Origin of the sequence: Silvania hatchlandensis (genome assembly GCF_025564065.1) — a bacterium.
GTDB classification, from domain to species: domain Bacteria; phylum Pseudomonadota; class Gammaproteobacteria; order Enterobacterales; family Enterobacteriaceae; genus Enterobacter; species Enterobacter hatchlandensis.
Window position 1 is genome coordinate 216,458 of the sequence record NZ_JAMGZK010000055.1, and the last position, 21,529, is coordinate 237,986.

18 protein-coding genes are annotated in these 21,529 nt (G+C 51.5%); 15 read left to right on the top strand and 3 right to left on the bottom strand.

Annotated features, from left to right (window positions below; all coding sequences use genetic code 11):
* Positions 1–2: 2 nt before the first annotated feature.
* A complete protein-coding gene (locus M8014_RS21915; RefSeq protein WP_418939624.1) occupies positions 3–1,232 on the bottom strand; it encodes a PocR ligand-binding domain-containing protein in 1,230 nt (409 codons plus the stop codon).
* Between the two features lie 338 nt (positions 1,233–1,570).
* Positions 1,571–2,476, bottom strand: coding sequence for an AraC family transcriptional regulator (locus M8014_RS21920; RefSeq protein WP_271284474.1), 906 nt, complete (start codon positions 2,474–2,476; stop codon positions 1,571–1,573).
* 242 nt (positions 2,477–2,718) lie between these two features.
* Between M8014_RS21920 and deoC the strand changes: the two genes are divergently transcribed.
* The 12 genes from deoC (at position 2,719) to M8014_RS21980 (ending at position 13,924) form a co-directional block, all read left to right on the top strand.
* Complete coding sequence (gene deoC / locus M8014_RS21925; protein WP_271284475.1) at positions 2,719–3,420, top strand: deoxyribose-phosphate aldolase; 702 nt, start codon at positions 2,719–2,721, stop codon at positions 3,418–3,420.
* Between the two features lie 79 nt (positions 3,421–3,499).
* A complete protein-coding gene (locus M8014_RS21930; protein WP_271284476.1) occupies positions 3,500–4,429 on the top strand; it encodes a ribokinase in 930 nt (309 codons plus the stop codon).
* A gap of 2 nt (positions 4,430–4,431) precedes the next feature.
* Positions 4,432–4,932, top strand: a complete 501-nt coding sequence (locus M8014_RS21935; RefSeq protein ID WP_271284477.1) for an RbsD/FucU domain-containing protein — start codon at positions 4,432–4,434, stop codon at positions 4,930–4,932.
* An 89-nt stretch (positions 4,933–5,021) separates the two neighbouring features.
* Positions 5,022–5,972: an aldo/keto reductase gene (locus M8014_RS21940; RefSeq protein ID WP_271284478.1), complete on the top strand. Its 951-nt coding sequence runs from the start codon at positions 5,022–5,024 to the stop codon at positions 5,970–5,972.
* Entirely contained in the window at positions 5,969–6,844 is an 876-nt protein-coding gene (locus M8014_RS21945; protein ID WP_271284479.1) for an amidohydrolase family protein, read from the top strand. The genes M8014_RS21940 and M8014_RS21945 overlap by 4 nt, the downstream gene beginning before the upstream one ends.
* Positions 6,845–6,903: 59 nt before the next feature.
* Positions 6,904–8,208: an MFS transporter gene (locus M8014_RS21950; RefSeq protein ID WP_271284480.1), complete on the top strand. Its 1,305-nt coding sequence runs from the start codon at positions 6,904–6,906 to the stop codon at positions 8,206–8,208.
* Positions 8,209–8,247: 39 nt separating this feature from the next.
* Positions 8,248–9,165, top strand: coding sequence for a dihydrodipicolinate synthase family protein (locus tag M8014_RS21955; protein ID WP_271284481.1), 918 nt, complete (start codon positions 8,248–8,250; stop codon positions 9,163–9,165).
* 4 nt (positions 9,166–9,169) lie between these two features.
* Positions 9,170–9,502 carry an L-rhamnose mutarotase gene (locus M8014_RS21960; protein WP_271284482.1) on the top strand — a complete coding sequence of 111 codons (333 nt, stop codon included), beginning with the start codon at positions 9,170–9,172 and terminating at the stop codon, positions 9,500–9,502.
* A 213-nt stretch (positions 9,503–9,715) separates the two neighbouring features.
* Positions 9,716–10,846, top strand: coding sequence for a Gfo/Idh/MocA family protein (locus tag M8014_RS21965; RefSeq protein WP_271284483.1), 1,131 nt, complete (start codon positions 9,716–9,718; stop codon positions 10,844–10,846).
* Positions 10,843–11,742: a sugar phosphate isomerase/epimerase family protein gene (locus M8014_RS21970; protein ID WP_271284484.1), complete on the top strand. Its 900-nt coding sequence runs from the start codon at positions 10,843–10,845 to the stop codon at positions 11,740–11,742. The genes M8014_RS21965 and M8014_RS21970 overlap by 4 nt, the downstream gene beginning before the upstream one ends.
* Before the next feature lie 165 nt (positions 11,743–11,907).
* Positions 11,908–12,222, top strand: coding sequence for a hypothetical protein (locus tag M8014_RS21975; RefSeq protein WP_271284485.1), 315 nt, complete (start codon positions 11,908–11,910; stop codon positions 12,220–12,222).
* 394 nt (positions 12,223–12,616) lie between these two features.
* Complete coding sequence (locus M8014_RS21980; protein ID WP_271284486.1) at positions 12,617–13,924, top strand: tyrosine-type recombinase/integrase; 1,308 nt, start codon at positions 12,617–12,619, stop codon at positions 13,922–13,924.
* Between the two features lie 85 nt (positions 13,925–14,009).
* Here the strand turns inward: M8014_RS21980 and M8014_RS21985 are convergent, their stop codons facing one another.
* Complete coding sequence (locus M8014_RS21985) at positions 14,010–14,426, bottom strand: hypothetical protein (RefSeq protein WP_271284487.1); 417 nt, start codon at positions 14,424–14,426, stop codon at positions 14,010–14,012.
* A gap of 85 nt (positions 14,427–14,511) precedes the next feature.
* Here M8014_RS21985 and M8014_RS21990 point away from each other — a divergent pair, with 85 nt between their 5' ends.
* Genes M8014_RS21990 through M8014_RS22000 form a run of 3 tightly spaced genes read left to right on the top strand, consistent with a single transcriptional unit; the run spans position 14,512 to position 21,514 of the window.
* A complete protein-coding gene (locus M8014_RS21990; protein ID WP_271284488.1) occupies positions 14,512–16,872 on the top strand; it encodes a type I restriction-modification system subunit M in 2,361 nt (786 codons plus the stop codon).
* The gene (locus M8014_RS21995; protein WP_271284489.1) at positions 16,872–18,269 is read left to right on the top strand and encodes a restriction endonuclease subunit S; all 1,398 of its coding nucleotides are present in this window, start codon (positions 16,872–16,874) and stop codon (positions 18,267–18,269) included. The genes M8014_RS21990 and M8014_RS21995 overlap by 1 nt, the downstream gene beginning before the upstream one ends.
* Positions 18,266–21,514: a type I restriction endonuclease subunit R gene (locus tag M8014_RS22000; RefSeq protein WP_271284490.1), complete on the top strand. Its 3,249-nt coding sequence runs from the start codon at positions 18,266–18,268 to the stop codon at positions 21,512–21,514. Before M8014_RS21995 ends, M8014_RS22000 begins: the two co-directional genes overlap by 4 nt.
* The last annotated feature ends 15 nt before the right edge of the window (positions 21,515–21,529 follow it).

Sequence of the window (21,529 nt, forward strand, 5' to 3'; positions counted from 1 at the left end):
TATCAGGCTTCCAGCATTGGGAACCGAAGTTTAATGGTTGTACCCATCCTGGGCTTGTTGGCGCTCATGATTTCCAGGCCGTAGCTCTCACCAAATAACAGCTTTAATCTATTTTTTATGTTGTTGATGCCGATGCTGCCTTTTTGTAGATTTTGATCGCCTGATAAAATCTGGTCGATAGCCTCCCCCGAGATGCCGTCGCCGTTATCTGTGACCTCGATAATCACATCCTGGCCGTCATCGGTGGCGCGGATCAATAGATGACTGCTGGTGTCGCGCGGCTCAACCACGTAATTGAAGAAGTTCTCCACCAGAGGTTGCAGGATCAAAAATGGGCAGACCACATCCAGATACTTTTCGGGGATGTCGTACAGATAATCGAAGCGGTCGCTCATCCGCACTTTCTGTATCGACATGTAACTGTTCACGTAATTCATTTCATTGCGCAGCGTAATCAGTCCACGGTTATTTTTGCGTAAGAGATAGCGCATCATGTCGGAAAAATCGTGCACCATGGTTTCGGTGCGCTGGGCATCTTCAAGAAACGCCAGACGGCCTATGGTATTTAATACGTTGAATAAAAAATGCGGGTTAATCTGATAAGAGAGTGCTTTGAATTCTGCTTCATGTAACGAACGCTCAATTTCAACGCGCATTCTTAGTTCATTGGTCAGCTCAAGATCTTTTTTACGCAACTCACGTTGAATATTATTGGCGTGTGCCTGTTCCACCAGATATGAAGAAACGTGTAATAGCGTAGAGGCAGTGGATTCAAAACGTTCATAGTTCATTCTTCGCGTATTTTGATGCAAATTAATCAACCATGGATTTTCTTCCCAGATCTCATTGTTATTAAGAATATAGGGAATACTGCGCTCTTTTTCCTCTTCCACCTTGACCTGCCCGGAAATAAATGCACCGAGGTAATGATCGTTAATCATGATAGGGACGGCAAATTCCACAAAACCACAGTAGCAGCGGTACACCACCGGTTCCCGGGCATGCATCGCCGCACGCCCGCCGGCTTTGTCGCTTTCATAGCAGTGATGGGTCAGCGTAGGGTTGAGGCGAGAGCGTGCGCAGAAGTCCGAAAAACCACTGGGTCTGGTGACGGGAACGCCATTTTCATCCACCACCACCAGCGCGATCATCATTGATTTTGAAAAGTTATCCTGCAGGGTCTGAAGACGTTGTACATCCAAAAACTCATGTAGTTTGTATTTATTTACCATTCGTTCAGCCTGCATTGGTAGAGCAATATTGCATATTCAAAAGTAAACGATTTGATGCAAAAAAATATTGAAATGGGTCACGACAATAAAAAAGGAATTAAGATTCATGTTAATTCCATGTCGATAATGTTATCTCAATGTAACGAAAAGCCCAAATTACCAGAACATTAGATTAATCTTAATAACAATTTGGGATATTTGTATTAGGGGTTATTTTTAGGTGAATCGATAATACGCTTGAGAAAGGTTTTTATATTTGATGGGCAATAGGGATATTCTGTTCGAGAACATCCTTTTTTAACCCACTCCGGGTAATAATTAGCGCTGTGGACGTCGCCTTATCCTTTACCCTCCGCACTCTCTTTCTCCAGGCGCTCCACCTGGGTTTGCTCCCAGTCCAACCGCTGCTCCCGGCGGCGAAACTCGCTGGGGGATAATCCTACCGCGCGATGAAAATCACGGGAAAAATGCAGGGGATCGTTATACCCCACCTGGCCCGAGATGCGACCTATCGTCTCCTGGGTTTCAACCAGCAGTCGACGCGCCTGTGACAGACGATAGTTCTTCAGCCATTTCAGTGGGCTTTGGTTAAAGGTGGTCTGAAACAGACGGAACAGCTGGGACTTGCTCACCTGGCAGTGCTGCATAAATTTCTCAATGTCCCAGTCGTCGCTGTAGTGGCTGTGGATCTGGTAAATCAGCCGTCCCAGCCCGCGATGGGTAATCACCGGGGATTTTGTCGCCTCGGCGCTACGGTTCTCCAGCAGGGTGCAGATCAGTCGGGCGCAGAGTTCGTCGCACTGGGCATCCGTCACTAAGGTGTGGCTCTGCATCAGGCTGAAGATATGGTGATAAATCTCAGTGATCTTCCCAGGGTTATCGAACTGAAAAACAGGGTTCTGCGAAACATCCAGTATCTGCATGATATTGCTTAGCTTTGCGCTATCAATGCGCAGCCATAATATCTCCCAGGGATCGTTTTTGTTCGGGTAGTGCTCGTGCGGCCAGCGGACGGGCAGCCAGACCAGACACCCTGCCTGCACCTCATAAAGGATGTTTTCCAGCCGCACAAAGCCGCTGCCGTTCAGGCAAAAAATCAGTTCATGCCCCACCACCGACTGGCGTCGGACACGGAAGTTCTCGGCTGTTCGAATATGTCCCGCGCGCAGGATCTGGTAGTTCATTAACGTCGAAAACTTGTCTGATTCCCGATACCAGTTCGCCAGAACCTGTGTTTGTTGCACCCGCTTATCCATACCTGATTCCGATTTGAGCAAGAAAATGCCGCTGACCCTTGATTCATCAAAGCATGGCAAGGGGAAAAAGACATGTTCTGTCGCCAGAGCAGCGGTAGATTTTTGAACATGCTCACAACTTTATTGACGTGGAAATTCTGTCCATATTGCCGGGAATCCTGGCTATCACACTTTTTGTTGAGGCTGCCTACAGTGAAATGCATAAACGTAGCCAACAGGAGTAGATGTAGATGATTGATTTCAATGATCCCCGCCAGGTCGCCAAAGCCATCCAGTTCACTAACGTCAACGCAGATTTGACCTATGAAGGGCTGATTCAGCACCTGAATATTTGCATGGAGTATCAGTTCGACGCCGCGATGATCGCCCCCTGCTGGGTCTCTGTGGCGAAGGACGTTCTGAAAGGCAGCGGCGTGCGTGTGGCGACCACCGTTAACTTCCCGCAGGCCAACGACACCACGGCAATGAAAGTCGCCGTGGTGCGTGAACTGGCCAAAGAGGGCGCGGATGAATTCGACTTCCCGCCAAACCCGGGCTTCCTGCTGGGGGGCATGGACGACCGCTACTTCAACGAGCTGAAAGAGGTCACTCACATTGCCCACGATCTGGGGATGAAAGTGAAGGCGATGCTGGAGTTCGGGTTTATCACCGAAGAGGCGATGAAAATCAAAGCCACCCGTTATGCGTACGAAGCCGGTATTGATTGGGTGAAACAATCCAGCGGCTGGGGCAAAGGGGGATGCGCGGCAACGGCAGAAGATGTTCGACTTCTCAAAGCCAATATTCAGGCACCTTGCCGGGTAAAAGTTTCCGGTAAAGTCAACACGTTGGAAAAAATGAAAGAGATGTTCATCGCGGGAGCGGAGCTCGTGGGCACCAGCTCAGGCCCTGAACTGGTGAAAGGCCTGACAGGCGACATCAACGCTTACTGATTGACGGATGCCGTCGGCAGTGCGTTGACGGCACTTCGTCCCGCAATGAAAACAAACAGCACAGTGAACGGAGAATGTGATGAGCGTATTTATTCTCGGGAGCTACGCGAAAGCGCTGGTTATGACAACCGACCGTATCCCCCTTGCCGGGGAAACCCTGATTGGCCGCGATTTTCGTCAGACCTGGGGTGGAAAAGGGTCAGATATGGCGGTCCAGGCCGCCCGTCTTGGCGCAGATGTCGCTTACGCTGGCGTGGTGGGCGATGACGCCTTCGGACATGAGTTTGTCAGCCTGATGCAGCAGGAAGGGGTTGATATTCGGGCGCTGACGCTCACCAACGCGTTGCCTACCGGGGCGGGACTGATCGTCAAAGATAACGAGGCGCGCAATATTATCGTGGTGGATATGGGAGCCAATAAGCTCTTTACCCCCGCGCTGGTGGATAGTGCGTTGGCGCATATCCAGAAGTGCAATGTGGCGCTCGCGCAGCTTGAAATCCCGCTCGACACCGCGCTCTACGGCCTGCGAAAAGCCAAAGCGCTGGGGAAAACCACCATTCTTAACCCGGCGCCTGCGCGCAATTTACGCGGCATCGATCTGAGCGCCATCGACTATCTGACCCCGAATGAGACCGAAGCCCGCGTGGCGCTGGGGCTGGCCCCGGATGATGGGCGCAGTAACCGCGAAATTGCCGATCTGCTGCTCGAAACGGGTTGCCAGTACGTGGTGATGACCCTCGGTGAGGCGGGATCTGCGGTCTTCAGCCAGCACGACACGCAGGAAATCCCACCCTGTAAGGTGGATGTGGTCGACAGCAACGGCGCGGGCGACAGCTTTAACGCCGCGCTGGCCGTTGCCCTTGATGAAGGCAAGCCGATCGCTGAAGCCGTGCTGTTAGCCAATGCGACGGCCGCACTCTGCTGTACGGACTGGGAAACCGTCCCCTCGTATCACTGTCGCAGTGATGTCGACGCCTTTATGAAAAGCATGAACCTTGCAGAGGAATAAACATGAGACCCGACAGAATCTTACACCCTGAACTCGCCGCCGCTTTAGCCACCCTTGGCCACACCGACATCGTCTTAGTGACGGACGCGGGTTTTCCCATCCCCCCGCAGGCAAAACGCATCGATCTGGGATTCTGGCCCGGTACGGTCGACGTCCTTGAAATCCTGCGCGTGTTGCGCCGGGAGATCTTTGCCGAAGAGGTCCATTTTGCCAGCGAAGTGCGCGATTGCCATCCCCAGCTGTATCGCGACGTGCAGTCTATCTACACCGGTTCCGGGGCGGAGTTTCACACCGCCAGCCACGAAACCCTGTGTCACGACATTGCCCACCGGGCAAAAGTGGTGATCCGCTCGGGCTCCTTCAACCCGTGGGCCAACTTTGCGCTGGTGGCAAGCACCGACCCGTTTGCCTGGTTTACCGAACAATCCGGCGTGCAGCCGCTTCCGGCCTATGTGGCCAGACGCCAGCGTATCCGTGACAACGTTGTTCCAGAACTGCGCTAACAGGGAAGAAGCATGAAAATTACCGGCTGGCGATCGCTAAAAACGCTCTATCGCGATATTCCCTAATCAATGACCAAGGAACAGAGACCATGAAAACAGTGGCATTGGGACGCACGGGCATCCAGGTGCCGGTGCTGGCGATGGGCGCGGCGTCGCTGGGGAGTATTTACCATCCTGTCTCGCAGCAGCAGGCGAATGAAACCGTCGCCACCGCGCTTGAGCACGGCGTTAACTATTTTGATGTCGCGCCGTATTACGGCTTAACCAGGGCGGAAAGCGCACTCGGTATCGCCCTCAGGGGCGTGCCACGCCAGAGTTATAGCCTGGCGACCAAAGTTGGCCGCTACGGGGACAGCCAGTGGGATTTCTCCCGGGAGGCCACGTTACGCAGCATCGACGCCAGCCTGGCACGTCTGGGCACGGATTATATCGACGTGATTCAGTGCCACGATGTTGAGTACGGCGATCTCAACCAGTTGGTGGATGAAGCTCTGCCGACGCTGAGGGCGCTGCAAGAGCAGGGGGTGGTGCGTCATCTCGGTATCACCGGCTACGACCTTGCGCTGTTGGAGAAACTGGCTGTGGAGCAGAGCGTCGATACCGTGATGGCGTACTGTACCTGGACCTTACAGGATCGCCGCTTAGGTGAGGTGGCGAAACGCCTCAACCAGGCAGGAACGGGAGTGTTAAACGCGTCGCCGCTGTCAATGGGGTTACTCACCCGCCACGGCGCACCGGCGTGGCACCCGGCGCATCAGGACGTGCAGGCTATCTGCCGTGCGGTCTCGGCCCTGTGCGATCGTGAAGGGGTCAATATTTCGCAGGTGGCGCTGCAGTTTGCGCTGACGACCGCCGCAGAACAAGGGATCGCCAGCACCGTGATAGGTACCGCCAGCCAGCAAAACATGCTCGACAACGTACGCTGGAGCGCGCAGCCGCTGGATGAGGGACTGCTGCAGCGCATTGATGCGCTGATGGCCCCGGTTCTCAATATTGGCTGGGACAGTCGGCCAGGGAACGGAGGAAAAGCGCAAAAATGAAGCCTCTCGACAGCCATCTTCATCTGTGGGATCCCCGGGTACTGCGCTACGACTGGCTGAATGCGGTGCCTGCGCTCAATAGCCCGCAACTGCCTGCCCAGCGGGCGCACGCAGGGGACATCCCGGAGGCGGCGATTGTGGTGCAGGCTGACTGTGCGGCGGAACAGGCGCTGGACGAAGTGATGTGGATTAACCAGCTGGCCGAGGATTCGCCTTTTCACCTTGCAGGCATTGTGGCCTGGGCACCGTTAGAAGAGGGCGACGCGGTGGTGGCGCACCTGCGGCAGCTGCGCGCCATGCCCCGCGTGGTGGGTGTACGTCGTTCATTGCAAAACGAACCTGATACGTTGTTCTACGATGCCCATTATCGTGCCGGTCTGCTGGCGGCGGCACGGGAGGGGTTTGTCCTCGACCTGTGCGTTAGGGCGCGTCAGCTTCCGGCCGTGCATCATCTCCTGAGCTGGCTGTACAGCCAGCATCCTGACGCGAAGGTCGTGCTGGATCACATGGGGAAGCCGGGAATTATCCATAACGCGTGGCACGAATGGCAATGCGCCATCGAGACGTTAGCCGCTTTTCCCGCTTTACGCTGCAAAATTTCTGGCTTGCCAACCGAAGCGGACTGGCAGCACTGGAGCCCGGCGCACATTGTGCCGTGGATCCAGCACGCTGTGCAGGTGTATGGCCCGCGACGGTGCTTATTCGGTAGCGACTGGCCGGTAGTCAATCTGGCTGGCGGCTATGCGCGCTGGAAGCAGTGCGTCGAGATGGCGATTGCCGATCTTTACGTCGCCGACAGGCAGGCCATTATGGCCGGGAATGCACGCGAGGTTTATTTATCACAGTCAGGAGAGCCGTTTAATCATCACTAAAGTCAGGATGACGTTTATTTCGCATTACCCTACGCAAAATAATAATTGAGGAAATAAGCATGTCTGATAATAGTCATATCCTGCACCCGACAAAGACAGGCAACAGCGTTAAGGATAATCCTGCAGACAATACATTGCTGGTGACCGGAAGAAAAAAGCGGATCCTGCTGGCGTCGTTATTCAGCAATTTTTTTGTCTTGCTGGCCCTGTACTGCGGCGTTATTTCCGTGCTGTTGCCGAACCACATCGCGCAAATTGATCCTGCCAATAAAGCCAACAATCTGGCTATTGTCATGACGTCGGCCCTGCTGTTTACCATTTTTGCGCAACCCATTGCCGGGGCATTGTCCGACCGCTGCCGCTCAACCTGGGGACGTCGTTCACCGTGGATTGTGGGGGGCGCCCTCATCGGCGGGCTGGCGATTTTTGGTATTTCGATGACCACCACGGTGGCGGGTATCGCCGTCTTCTGGCTGATGGCGGCGATCTCGCTCAACTGTATGAATGGCCCTTTAGCCACGGTGGTTGCTGACCGCTTCCTGCCGGAAAACCGCGGTATTGCCTCCGGCTTTGTCGGGGCGGGATCGACCGCGGGCGGTACGGTTGGCATTATTATTGCTGGCTATCTGGCCTGGAACCTGCAGCTTGGCTATCTGGTGTTTGGCCTGGCGATCGTCACCTGTTGCATCGCCTTTGTCCTGATCAACCGTGAGCCTTCTACCCGGACGCTGGAGGTAGAACCCTTCCGTTGGGGGACATTTTTCAAAAGCTTTTGGGTCAGTCCGCGTCATTATCCCGATTTTGGCTGGGCGTTCTTTGGTCGATTCGCCATGTTTCTGGGGTACCAGGGGGTGGTGACGTATCAGCTGTATATTCTGCAGGATTACATCGGGTTAAGCGTTAAAGACGCCAACTACGCCATCGGTACGATCTCGCTGATTACCCTGGTCACGCTGCTGTTCTCCGGCCTGGTATCGGGTTATCTGTCTGATAAGTTTCAACGGCGCAAAATCTTTGTCTTTGCCTCCAGTATTCTGATGGCCGCAGGCCTGGTGATCCCCTTACTGGTTCCGACCCTGAACGGCATGTATTACTACGCGGCCATTCTCGGTCTGGGCTACGGGGCTTATACCTCTATCGATATGGCACTGATGACCCAGGTATTACCGGGTGGCGGCAAACAGGCGGGAAAAGACATGGGGATTCTGACTATCGCCACCGTTTTACCTCAGTCGTTCAGCCCTGTTTTATCCGCATGGATGTTATCAACCTTTAATAATGATTATTCGACACTGTTTATCGCGGCAATTATATTTGTGTTTGCCTCATCCTTCTTTGTATTACCGATAAAATCAGTTAAATAAAATAGCGTTATGTTCAGATAATCATCCCAGGAGAAGATAATGAATCAGCCTCGTTTTAGTGGTGTTATTCCCCCGGTTCCGACACTGTTTGATGCAAACGGTGAATTTGATGAGGTCGCCCAGGCGACATTAATTGAACATTTACTCGCTTCGCCGGTAGATGGCCTGTTCTTCCTCGGCAGCGCCGGTGAGTTCGCCCATATGTCAGACGCCCAGCGCGAGCAGGTGGCCGCGTTCTGTGTGCGCCAGGTTGCCGGCAGAAAACCGGTGCTGATCGGCATCGCATACTGCGGCACGCAACAAACGATCGACGCGGGCCTGCATGCTCAGCGCATCGGTGCCAGCGGCGTGGTGGTGGTCAACCCGTGGTACAACCCGCTCAGCGACGCTAATCTGCTGCGCCATTACCAGTTGATTGCTGCTGCACTGGAGCTGCCGATCCTGCTGTATAACTTCCCGGCACTCACCGGGCAGCCCCTGCCGGTGCATATCATTCGTGAGCTGGCGTTAAGCTGCCCCAATATCGTGGGCCTGAAGGATACCGTCGATACCCTGTCGCATATTCGTGAAACGATCCACGCGGTGAAGCCGCATCGTCCCGATTTTGCTATTTTTGCCGGTTATGATGAATACCTGCTGGGAACGCTGATTCTGGGGGGTGACGGCTGTATTCCGGCCAGCGCCAACTTTGCGCCGCAACTCACCTGTGGGATCCTGGATGCCTTCCGCAAACAGGATTTCTCACGGGCGGTAGAACTGCAGCAATCTCTCTCCTGGATCCCACCGCTTTACAGTATGGATCTCCCTTTCTATAACGCCGTGAAGTACGCCTTACAGCTTATCGGGCTGGATATTCCGGTTCATTCCCTGCCGCCCGCATCGCCACTTACTGAAGAGATGAAAGTGGAGATCAGGCATATTCTGCAGCGTGCCGGTGTGATTGATAATAAGGCCTAGCCTGATGGGAAAAATACGCCGCTTTGGCTGTGTGGTGCAGGTCCGGCCGGAAAAGCTGGACTATTATAAGGCGCTGCACGCAAACCCCTGGCCAGAAGTGAACGCCATGATTAAAGCGTGCAACTTACGTAATTTCTCTATTTATTATAAAAACGGGCTGTTATTCAGTTACCTGGAATACAGCGGGGATAACTACCCAGCCGATCAGGCAAAAATGGCCGCCCACCTGCAAACGCAGGAATGGTGGCAACAAACCGGACCCTGTCAGAAACCGCTGGACGGCGAGCCAGAGGGAACTCTGTGGGTCGAGATGGAAGAGATATACCACCTCGATTAATCGGCACGTAACGGCATCTCTTTCTGACCCCGCGGCATGTTAATGGCGCGGGGCTTTTTTATCTGCACGGGGAGGGCTGATATGAGCTTACTCACATAACCGTTCCCCTGAGATTTGTATCCATATGGCAGAGAATTCTGCCTATGACACTCTTTTGCCAGGCCGACTACAGTGAATTCACCGCTCGCTACTTCACTGTGATTACGGGGTTTTATGGACACGCTATTACGTCAATTAGAGCAGGCCACACGACCCGCTCTGCCCAAACGACTGGATTATAAAATCGGGGTTATCGGCGCCGGTTTTATTGTTGAGCATTGCCATCTGGTGGCCTATCAGAAGGCCGGATTTAATACCGTCGGTATTACCTCCCGGGAACAAAATCATTGTCACCGGCTCGCCGAATTATTTGGCATCCATAAAGTTTACGAAACGTGGCAGGAGATGGTCTGCGACCCGAACATCGAGATTATTGATATTGCGGTTCCCCCGCATGTCCAGCTTGAGATCGTGCGCTTTATTTGCGGACCCCATTCTCCCGCCCGCCATATTAAAGGCATTCTGTGCCAGAAGCCGCTGGCGATGTCGCTGGATGCGGGGCACGAGATGGTGCGTCTCAGTGAACAGAGCGGTATTCCCATCGCGGTTAACTCCAATATGCGCTACGACCCGTCGATGCGTGCATTGAAATACATCCTTGAGAATCAACTGATTGGCAGCCCGGTTATTGCCAGTATTGATATGCGAGCCATTCCAGACTGGCAGCTCTTTTTGCAGCAGTATAAAAAGCTGGAGTTGTATGCCATGGCGATCCATCACATCGATGCCTTCCGCTTTTTATTTGGCAACCCGCTCAAAGTCACTGCGATATGCCGGACAGATCCACGTACCACATTCGCCCATACCGATGGCATCACCCAGTACAGCTTCCAGTACGCGAATGGTCTTATCGCCACCAGCCTGGATGACGTGTGGGCCTGGCCGGGTGAACCCTGCGCAAAGAATAACTATATCAACTGGCGCGTAGAGGGCACCGACGGCCTTGCGGAAGGGGATTTTGGCTGGCATCGCCGCGAGCCGGATTATTGCGGCAGCACGTTGAAGCTGGCGACGCGAAATAACCCCGGAGAGTGGGTGACGCCGCGGTGGGAACGGCAATGGTTCCCGGATGCCTTTATTGGCACGATGGCCAATTTACTGTGTGCAATTGAAGAGGGGACAGAGCCCCTCCTCAGTGCCAAAGACAACCTCAGTACCCTGGCCTGCATTGAAGCTTGCTATGTCTCTATTCAGGAAGAGAGAACCGTTTATCTCAATGAAATTCTACTGGAGAATACACAATGATTAACGTCGGCATTTTCACCGGTTATTACCCGGGCACCCTGAATCACACCATCGCCAAAATTCAGCAGGCGGGCATGGGCTGCGTGCAGCTGGATCTTGAGTTCACCGATGTGGATCTGCGCCGGGGGCATATCACGGCAGAAAAAGCGCATCAGGTGCGGGACGCCTTTCGCCGGGCGTCGCTGCCGATCGTGGCGATTTCTGCCTACACCAACCTGGTGCATCCGGATCCGGTGAAGCGTGCCGAGAACATCGCCGCGGTGAAAGAGATCCTCGCCCACGCCCGTGATTTTGGCACCCCTTACGTCATCAGCGAAACGGGAACCTATAACACCGACAGCGACTGGCTGTACGATGCTAAAAACAGCACTGAAGAGGCGTATCAGGAGTTTAAAGCGATCGCCAAAGATCTGGCGACCTTTGCGTATGAACATAACGCGGTGTTTCTGGTCGAGAACTATGTTAACAATATTATCGGTTCGGTCGCGCAGGTCGCCAGACTGCTGCGCGAGGTCGACCACCCTGGTATTGGCTTGGCGCTGGATCCCACCAACTATTTTGACGATAGCAATATCGAGGCTATCGACCACACTCTGCACAGCATTTTTGACGTGCTGGAGAGCAAAATCAAAATTGCCCACGCCAAAGATTGCAAACGAACCGATGCGGTCGCCGAGAAATTTGGTGGCGGGGCAGCAGAGCATAATAGCTTCCGTGGGGCGGGCTCGGTCGAGCTGCCGGCAGCCGGATTAGGGGCGCTGAACTATCCGCTGTATTTGAATCTGCTGGTGCAAAAATACCCGAATATCCCGCTGATTATTGAGCATGTGGATGAGGATGATATTCCCCGCGCCAAAAGCTTTGTCGATGAGGTTTTGATGGTGACGGGGGGCTGAGGCAATGTCTGCGTTTTCGCTACTGACAGGGCTGAAGATGACGTTTTTTCCAGTTCAATATAATTAATATTTCCCTGGTTGATACGAAAAGCATCGACGCGCATCATGATTGCCGAGGATACGGACGTTGTCCTCAGCAACTAAATGCAATCATGGATCTGAATTATGCAACTGATGAAACTGGAAGATGATGTTGTCCTGCGCGTCAAAGGAATGGAAAAACTCTTAGAAGGGATCGTGCGAGAACTCAAAGCCAATAAAGGCGAGGTCGATGAGTTTATAAGAGATGACATTCAACATTTTCGGCATTGTTCAAAAGATATTATTACCCATTATGTCAGCCAGACGCGCACCGCTCGCAACTTGCTTGAAAACGTCACCATCAGCAATCGTAAGCGGATGCGGGTGATGGCGCAGCATAACTGGGTGTATGGCATCACTTTTGGTATGGCTATCTCGCTGGTTTTCCAGATGATGTAAGGGTCGTTACGTTTAGCGAGAGGGGTGAAGGCCTCTCTCGCTTTTTCAGGGGCGCGGGTTGCTGTTCTCGCAGAACAGGTGCACAAATGTGTGGCGCGGTTTGGATGGCGTTAAAAGCAAAAGGGCTGGAGATTTCTCTCCAGCCCTTGCTGTATCTGGTGGCCCCTGCTGGACTTGAACCAGCGACCAAGCGATTATGAGTCATATGGATTTGATGTTTCATGATTTTTCATATTTTTGCAATTAGACTTAATGGATATAAATAACAATAGTTTATTTTATGATTGCTGTTTCATGTTGTTCTGCTTTTTATCCTTCAGTATCATCATTACGTCACCCACTACATCACCCAGAATCAGCTAGGTGATGTAACGAAGGAAGAACAGAAAACGCTATGTCTGATAATTTAACTGTCTCGATGATTAGCGGCTTAAAGCCGAAAACAACTGCTTACTACATCTGGGACAAAAGCGGTGAGCGTGGGGCTGGGCGTTTAGGGGTGAAAGTCGAGCCATCAGGCCAGCGAGTTTTTTACTATCGCTATTTTTGGCAGGGTAAACGGCAATTCATTCTGCTTGGCCGCTTTCCTGAGTTGTCACTCGCTCAGGCAAGGCTGCAATGTAAGGAACATGCGGGCCTTCTTAAAGAAGGAAAATCTCCTAAAGCTGAAATCGCAGAACAACTCTTTACTGCCGAACAACAACAGCGCGAAGACCAGCTCAAAGGCAGCATTGAGCAACTCATTTTGGGTTACACCACCAAAATGCGTGAAGACGGCAAACGTACCTGGCAACAGGTCCTGTACCGGCTGGAAAAAGAAACCTACCTATTTATACCTAAAGCGACGAAAGCGCGTGACGTTACACCCGCTCATATCAAACAAATTCTGGCGGCTATTATCAAACGTGGAGCCTCGGTTGAAGCAAACCGTGTCCGCTCTTATCTAATGGCAGCCTTCAATTATGGATTGAAGGCAGACAACGACCCGGCAAACCACCTGCAGAATGTTATGTTTGGGCTCCTGATGAACCCAGTCAGCGTCATTCCTAAACAATCAGCAGCGGAAAAACCGGGTACAAACTGGCTGAAATTAGATGAGTTGCTGCAATTGATGGGGGATTTCCCCAAAGCGCCAAAAGTGGGCTTGTTAATCAGTCAATTGCTTAACTTATGTGTCTACACGGGCGGCCAGAGGCCACATGAACTGGTTTCCAGCCGTTGGGGTGCGATTAACTGGGAAGAGAAGACGTTATTGATAGTGGCGGATGTTTCGAAAAATAAAAGAGACCATCTGGTACCGTTGACTGAGTCAGCCATTGGGATACTCGAAAAGTTGAAAGCTGAGAATCTTAATCAGAGCCCTTACATCTTCCCGCAGCGCATCAAATCTGAACAGCATCTGCGCACAGACAGCTTCGCGCAAGCCATCATCTATTATCGGGAACACTTTTCGTTGAGCCCGTCATTTATTGCTCGTGATATTCGCCGTACCTGTAAGACTCTGATGGGGGAAGCGGGTATCGCTAAAGACCTGCGTGACCGTATTCAGAACCATGCCCTACAGGATGTAAGTTCTAAACACTATGATCGTTACGATTACTTGGTTGAAAAGCGTAAGGCACTCGAAATCTGGGAGTCGCGGGTGAACAACCACCAGCAACAGCAAGAAAACAACGTAGTGAATCTTTTTCGGCAGAAATGAAGGCTACTTAAATCGGAACTCTGGATTTGCTGGCGAGACCAACGGTTTTCGCCAGTTTTCGGTTGTGTTTAAGTTGTTGCTCAATTTACTTTCTACCAACAGGTCCTTGTTTCTTAAGATCAATATGGCCTTTTACGGCAATGCCAACTAACGTAAAAACGCCTTGGATAATGAGCCCTATATTTTTCTCGGTAAAGAACACTGCTTTCTTCTCAGGTTCGCGCTCAGTACTTGCTTCCACTTTCCTAGCTTGCTCCCAGAGAGCGTTAAGTTCTTTCAACCTTATTTGTCTACACCGATGCCTACTTTCGGGGAGTGAGGAGTCTCGGGAGATGATGATTGGTTTCGAAGAAACCGGGTACAAGAATAACAATATATCCTCACCTGACAGGTTGTTCTCCTCAATGAACTTGCAAGTAGCCTTGTTGATATGCTTAAAGTTTCTTTGGGAGGGGCGGTTAATATTTGTAAACATAAGGATTGATTCACCATTGTGTTTCATATTGATGCTCTATAAGTCAAAGCATGTTATGCCTGATGGGGTATAATCCTGCCACTTTTTTATGCCATTTTCTCGGTTATCACTCATGACTAACACTAACTTTTCTCAAACGGCTGCCTTTATCTGGTCGGTGGCTGATCTGCTGCGCGGTGATTTCAAACAGTCTCAGTACGGGCGCGTGATCCTGCCCTTTACGCTGCTGCGTCGCCTTGAGTGTGTGTTGGCCGAAACTAAAGATGCGGTGGTGGCGAAATATGATGAATTAAAAACCAGCCCACTTCCGGAAGATGCCAAAGAGAAGTTTCTGCTGCGCGCCAGCGGGCTTTCCTTCTTCAATACATCGAAGATGGATCTTGGCAAGATGGGCCAGAACGACATCAAAGCCAACCTGGAAAGCTACGTACAGGCGTTCTCCCCGGACGCACGTGAAATCTTCGAGCACTTCAAATTCAGTGAGTTTGTCGGTCTGCTGGAAGATGCCAACCTGCTGTTTAAAGTGGTGAAGAAATTCGCCACCACCGATTTGAGCCCGAAAGCGATTTCCAACTTTGAGATGGGCCTGGTGTTTGAAGAGCTTATCCGTCGTTTTGCGGAAAGCTCCAACGAGACCGCTGGTGAGCACTTCACCCCACGCGATATCGTGCGCCTGACCACCTCGCTGGTGTTTATGGAAGATGATGAAGCCCTGACGCAGGACGGTATCATCCGTACCATTTACGACCCAACGGCCGGGACCGGCGGCTTCCTCTCTTCAGGCATGGAATATGTGCACGAGCTGAACCCTAACGCGGTCATGCGTGCCTTTGGCCAGGAGCTGAACCCGGAATCCTACGCTATCTGTAAAGCCGACATGCTGATCAAAGGTCAGGACGTCAGCCGTATTAAGCTGGGTAACACCCTCTCTAACGACCAGTTACCTCAGGACCAGTTCGACTACATGCTCTCTAACCCACCGTTTGGCGTGGACTGGAAAAAGATTGAGGGCGAGATTAACGACGAACATACGCAGAAAGGCTTTAACGGTCGCTTTGGCCCGGGTTTGCCGCGTGTTTCCGACGGCTCGCTGCTGTTCCTGATGCACCTGATCAGCAAAATGCGCGACAACCACAATATGGATGGCTCCGTGAGCAACGGTGGGCGTATCGGGATTATCCTTAACGGTTCCCCACTGTTTACCGGTGGTGCGGGCAGCGGTGAGAGTGAAATCCGACGCTACATTCTGGAAGCCGATTTGCTGGAAGGCATCGTCGCGCTGCCAACGGACATGTTCTACAACACCGGCATTGCCACCTACGTCTGGATCCTCTCCAACAAGAAAGCGCCTGAGCGTAAAGGCAAAGTACAGCTGATTGATGGCACCAACCTGTGCGGCAAAATGCGAAAATCGCTGGGCTCCAAGCGCAACGTGATGGGCGAGGACGATATCAAACTGATCACGCAGACCTTCGGTGAGTTTGAAGTGGTGGATGCCACAACCCTGGAAGAATTAGGTCTGGAAAAAGCCGCCGAGCAAAAATCCAACCGTGGCCGTCAGCCTGCTACCGCCAAAACCGAAGCGCCGAAAACCTTCGCCAGCAAAATCTTTAACAGCACCGATTTTGGCTATCGCCGCCTGACCATTGAACGCCCGCTGCGTTTATCTGCTCAGGTGACGGATGAGGCGATTGCGACTCTGCGCTTTGCATCGAAGCCGTTTAACGCGCCGATGGAACGCCTGTATGAAGAGTTCGCGTCCCATTGGCAGGCGGGTAACTACGGTGATTTCTCCGGGCTGGAAGCCGATGCGCGCGCCATCATCAAAGCTGAATTCGTCGAGCTGAAAGAGAAACAGATTAAAGACCTGCTCGACAGCAAGCTGTGGCTGGCGCAGCGCGCCTTGATGGAAAAAGCGCAGCAGATTCAGACGGCTCTGGATACGCAGACAGGTGGCAAAACGCTGGTAAGCAATGATTTCAACCAGTTCCAACTGACCCTGAAAGGGGTCATCAAAACAGCTGGAGTGAAGCTGGATGCGAAAGAGAGCAAGCAGTTTATCGATGCCATCACCACCAAAAACCCGGATGCAGAGCCGGTGGTGAAGAAGGCGCTGAAAGAAGCCGCTCAGCCGTTGTACGGGGCGTTTGAATACAAAGGCAAAGTGGTAGAGTTTGAACAGGACGGCGAGCTGCGCGATAACGAAAACGTGCCGCTGAACCCTGCATGGTCCACCAGCGACCTGATTGAAAACTATTTCAAAGCGGAAGTTCTGCCGCACGTGAATGACGCCTGGATCAACGCAGATAAGCGCGATGCTAAAGATAACGAAGTGGGGATTGTCGGTTACGAGATTCCGTTTAACCGCCATTTCTACGTCTATCAGCCGCCGCGCCCGCTGGAGGATATTGATGCCGATCTGGATGCGGTCAGCGCCGAGATTATGAAGCTGCTGCAGGAGGTCCATTCCTGATGGCTAAGTATAAGGCGTATCCGGAGTATAAGGATTCTGGGGTTGAGTGGTTGGGGGAAGTTCCTCTAAATTGGCATATTCATTCACTAAAACGCGCGATTGATAGTTGTACGAATGGCGTTTGGGGGGGGGAGCCTGATGATAAGCATGATTTAATTGTGCTCCGGGTTGCTGATTTTGAACGTCAGTCATTTAAGATTTCTGATTTGAAACTAACGACAAGGTCTATCCTTCCGAAAGATAGAGGTAGCCGTTTGCTCAAAAAAGGCGATTTATTAATCGAGAAATCAGGTGGCGGTGACAAGACTTTAGTTGGTTGTGTTGTTTTGTTTGATAAAGAATACGAGGCAGTTACTTCAAACTTTGTTGCAAAAATGTCCCCAAGGGAAAGCTATGATAGTCATTTTTTAACATATGCGTTTTCACAGCTTTATGCAGGGAAAGTAAATTACCCATCGATTAAGCAAACAACGGGAATTCAAAACCTCGATGCAGATGCTTATTTGATGGAAAAATTCTGTTTTCCTCCCATGCATGAGCAACGAAATATTTCATGCTTCCTTGACCACGAAACCGCAAAAATCGATAACCTGATCGAAAAGCAACAGCAACTGATTGAACTGTTAAAAGAAAAACGTCAGGCAGTGATTAGCCATGCCGTCACCAAAGGGCTAAACCCTGATGTGCCGATGAAAGATTCTGGTGTGGAGTGGTTGGGAGAAGTGCCGGCGCATTGGGATTCGGTTCGAGTTAAACAAGTATCATCATTCATTACCTCTGGTCCAAGAGGCTGGTCTGATTATATTACCGATGATGGCGATGAGATATTTCTTCAGAGTGGTGATTTGAATAATGAGCTTGGTCTACACCTTGATAAAGCTAAACGGGTATCACCACCAAAAAATGCTGAAGGTGTACGTACTCGATTAATGAATGGCGATGTTGTGATATGTATTACAGGTGCAAACACAGGACGGGTTGCAATTGTCTCTAAACTCTCGCAGAAAACCTATATTAACCAACATCTCAGTCTTATTCGCCCAGAAACACCGAAGATTAACTCTTCATTTCTGGGGTATTGTCTTACGTCATCAAATGGGCGCTCATACTTTGAGGTTGCACAATATGGTCTGAAGGAAGGACTAAATCTAAGCAATATAGCTGAAGCTCCATTAGCATTGCCACCATTGCATGAACAAGATGCAATCGTAAAATATTTAAAATGCGTCCAAAATAATTATGATTATCTGTCCTGTTTATCAGCCAATCAGGTTGGATTACTCCAGGAACGCCGCACCGCCCTTATCTCCGCCGCCGTCACCGGAAAAATCGACGTCCGCGATTGGGTTGCCCCTGAGACGCAGGATATTGAGGAGCCACAGGAGGCTACCGCATGAGCATGGACAGCACCAAAGAACTGATTTTCCAGAATGAGATGATTGCTCAGATGGAAGAAAAAGGCTGGAGTTGTGGCAAAACCGACGGCTACGATCGCGAACGCGCACTTTATTCCCAGGATGCACTAACCTTTGTGCAAACCACGCATCCGCAGGAGTGGGAGAAGTTTGCCAAAATTTATCCTACCGATACCGAGCGTCATTTCCTCGATGCGCTGGTGGCTCAGCTGAAAAAAGCGGATATCAACGCCACCGATGTTTTGTCCCGCACTTACGGCACGCTCGGCGTGCTGCGTCATGGTATCAAAAGCCATAATGCGCGTTTTTCCCTGTGCCAGTTTAAGCCGGAACATAACCTCAATCCGGAAACCCTAACGCGCTACAAACAGAATATCTGCCGTATCGTGCCGGAGCTGGTTTACAGCCCACATGTGTCGAAGGCCGCATTTGAAGAAACGGGTGTAAAAGCGAAGAAATGGCGTATCGACCTGGTGTTGTTCGTCAATGGCCTGCCGATAGCGACGCTGGAACTGAAGTCTGAATTTAAGCAGACAGTACAAAACGCGATTACGCAATATAAGAAAACGCGTTTGCCAAAGGACCCTGGCACCAATAAACCTGAGCCGCTACTAACCTTTAAACGCGGGGCGCTGGTGCACTTTGCCGTCAGCCAGTATGAAGTGTTTATGGCGACCAAACTCGATGGCGATAAAACCTTCTTCCTGCCGTTTAACAAAGGGACCCATGACGGCGGCGCGGGGAATGATATCCCGGAAGATGCCAACGACTACGCCACCAGCTACCTGTGGAATGAGGTGCTGCTGCCGGACAATTTGCTGAAAATTCTCGCCAGTTTTGTGCATCTGCAAATCGTCGAAAAAGAAAATGCCATTGGCCTGAAGTACAAAAGCGAGAGTCTGATTTTCCCGCGCTATCACCAGTGGGATGTGGTCAACAAACTTATCACCGCCGCCACGGTGGAAGGTACCGGCAATAAATACCTGATTCAACACAGTGCGGGGTCGGGTAAATCGAACTCTATCGGCTGGACGGCCCACCAGCTTTCCCGCCTGTACGATGAGCATGGCGAGAAGCAGTTCCACTCGGTGATTGTAGTGACGGACCGTACCGTGCTGGACGACCAGCTACAGGACACCATCTATCAGTTTGAACATCAGTATGGCGTTGTCGGGCGTATTAATAACAAAGAAGGCGACGGTTCTAAATCGGAGAAGCTGGCCAGCGCGCTGGAAAACTCGCAGCCGATTATCATCGTCACTATTCAGACCTTCCCGTTTGTCCTGAAGGCGATTGAAAACAGCGTTAGCCTCAAGCAGCGTAAATACGCGGTGATTGCCGATGAAGCACACTCCTCACAGAGCGGCTCTACAGCGCGTCAACTGAAAGAAGTGCTGATGACCGAAGAAGCGGACGACGATGTAGAGATGTCTTCAGAAGATATTCTGGATGCCACCGTCGCCGCGCGTAAAGACAGCAACAACCTCAACTATTACGCCTTCACCGCCACGCCGAAAGCCAAAACCCTGGAGCTGTTTGGCCGTCGTCCTAATCCACAGGAACCAGCTTCAAAAACCAATAAGCCGGAAGCGTTCCACGTTTACTCCATGCGTCAGGCCATCGAAGAGGGCTTTATTCTTGATGTGCTAAAGAACTACACCAACTACAAAGTGGCGTACAAGCTGCTGCAAAAGCTGGACGATCCTGAACGGGAAGTGGACAGCAAGAAAGCGAAGATCAAACTGAACCAGTGGGTCTCGCTGCACGATCATAACGTGTCGCAGAAGGTGAGGGTGATTGTTGAGCACTTCCGTAAGCATGTGATGCACTTACTGGCCGGCCAGGCGAAAGCGATGGTAGTGACCAGTTCGCGTAAAGCGGCGGTGCGCTACAAGCTGGCGTTTGATAAATACATCGCCGAAAAAAACTACGACAAGATAAGCGCAATGGTGGCGTTCTCCGGGGAAGTGGAATTTCATGAAGAAGACCACAATAGCCTTGCGTTGCTTAACCAGAAGTTCACCGAGATCAATATGAACCCAGGCCTGAAAGGCCGGGATATGCGCAAAGCGTTTGATACCGATGACTACCAGGTGATGCTGGTGGCTAACAAATTCCAGACAGGTTTTGACCAGCCTAAGCTCTGTGCTATGTATGTGGATAAAAAGCTGGGCGGCGTGGAGTGCGTACAGACGCTGTCTCGCCTGAATCGTACCTATCCTGGGAAGGCGCAGTCCGGCACCTTTGTGCTCGATTTCTGGAACGAACCTGAAGAGATTCTGGGTGCTTTCCAGCCGTACTACCAGACAGCCGAGCTGACGGATGTCAGCGATCCGCAGCTCGTCTTTGAACTGTTTGAAAAACTGCGAACCAGCGGTATTTTCCTGTGGAACGAAGTGGAGCAGTTCTGCGAGGCGTTCTTCAGCAAAAACAAATCCAATGCGGCGATTAGCAATATCTGCAAACCTGCAGTGGAGCGCTGGAAGCATCGCTACACCTCAGCGATTGATGCGTATGTCCTCGCCAAGGAGATGTTTGAACGTACCAAGAAGACCGGCGATGTTGTGTTGATCACTAATGCGGAAAATACCTTCAAAGAGTGCGAGAAAGAAAAAAGTAAGCTGGATATCTTCAAGAAAGATCTCGGCAGCTTTGTCCGCTTTTACGAGTTTATGTCGCAAATCGTCGATTACGACGACAAGAACCTGGAAAAGCTGAGCCTGTTTGCCCGCCATCTGCGTCCGTTGCTGCATGAACAGCGCATCGAAGAAGATGAGATTGATTTAAGCAACGTGGAGATGAGCCATTATCGCCTGTCGAAGCTTCACGAACAGCATCTGAAGCTGCAGGAAGATGCGGCGGAATACAAAATCACACCGGGTAATGATGTCGGTACGGCAAAGCCGAAAGACAAGAAAGAAGAGTTTCTGTCGAATATCCTGGCGCGTCTTAACGAGCTGTTCGTTACCGATAATCTCACCGATAAAGACATGATCAACTATGCCTTCGCGGTGCGTGACAAGCTGTCAGAAAACCAGGCTGTGATGACCCAGATTGCCAACAATACGCGCGAACAGGCGATGCTGGGCGATTTTCCGAAAGCCATTGATGATGCCGTGATGGACAGTAACGACGCCCAGCAGGAGATGATGGTGCAATACCTCTCTAACCCTGAACTGGCGAAGGGCTTTGCCCGCGTGGTGTTTGATATGTTGAAAGGGGCTTAACGCTTTTTCATCAAG

Bases quoted from the DNA above. Each gene is read 5' to 3' on its own strand.
- M8014_RS21915 (WP_418939624.1), bottom strand. From the start codon at position 1,232: ATGGTAAATAAATACAAACTACATGAGTTTTTGGATGTACAACGTCTT.
- deoC (WP_271284475.1), top strand. From the start codon at position 2,719: ATGATTGATTTCAATGATCCCCGCCAGGTCGCCAAAGCCATCCAGTTC.
- M8014_RS21930 (WP_271284476.1), top strand. From the start codon at position 3,500: ATGAGCGTATTTATTCTCGGGAGCTACGCGAAAGCGCTGGTTATGACA.
- M8014_RS21935 (WP_271284477.1), top strand. From the start codon at position 4,432: ATGAGACCCGACAGAATCTTACACCCTGAACTCGCCGCCGCTTTAGCC.
- M8014_RS21940 (WP_271284478.1), top strand. From the start codon at position 5,022: ATGAAAACAGTGGCATTGGGACGCACGGGCATCCAGGTGCCGGTGCTG.
- M8014_RS21945 (WP_271284479.1), top strand. From the start codon at position 5,969: ATGAAGCCTCTCGACAGCCATCTTCATCTGTGGGATCCCCGGGTACTG.
- M8014_RS21950 (WP_271284480.1), top strand. From the start codon at position 6,904: ATGTCTGATAATAGTCATATCCTGCACCCGACAAAGACAGGCAACAGC.
- M8014_RS21955 (WP_271284481.1), top strand. From the start codon at position 8,248: ATGAATCAGCCTCGTTTTAGTGGTGTTATTCCCCCGGTTCCGACACTG.
- M8014_RS21960 (WP_271284482.1), top strand. From the start codon at position 9,170: ATGGGAAAAATACGCCGCTTTGGCTGTGTGGTGCAGGTCCGGCCGGAA.
- M8014_RS21965 (WP_271284483.1), top strand. From the start codon at position 9,716: ATGGACACGCTATTACGTCAATTAGAGCAGGCCACACGACCCGCTCTG.
- M8014_RS21970 (WP_271284484.1), top strand. From the start codon at position 10,843: ATGATTAACGTCGGCATTTTCACCGGTTATTACCCGGGCACCCTGAAT.
- M8014_RS21975 (WP_271284485.1), top strand. From the start codon at position 11,908: ATGCAACTGATGAAACTGGAAGATGATGTTGTCCTGCGCGTCAAAGGA.
- M8014_RS21980 (WP_271284486.1), top strand. From the start codon at position 12,617: ATGTCTGATAATTTAACTGTCTCGATGATTAGCGGCTTAAAGCCGAAA.
- M8014_RS21985 (WP_271284487.1), bottom strand. From the start codon at position 14,426: ATGAAACACAATGGTGAATCAATCCTTATGTTTACAAATATTAACCGC.
- M8014_RS21990 (WP_271284488.1), top strand. From the start codon at position 14,512: ATGACTAACACTAACTTTTCTCAAACGGCTGCCTTTATCTGGTCGGTG.
- M8014_RS21995 (WP_271284489.1), top strand. From the start codon at position 16,872: ATGGCTAAGTATAAGGCGTATCCGGAGTATAAGGATTCTGGGGTTGAG.
- M8014_RS22000 (WP_271284490.1), top strand. From the start codon at position 18,266: ATGAGCATGGACAGCACCAAAGAACTGATTTTCCAGAATGAGATGATT.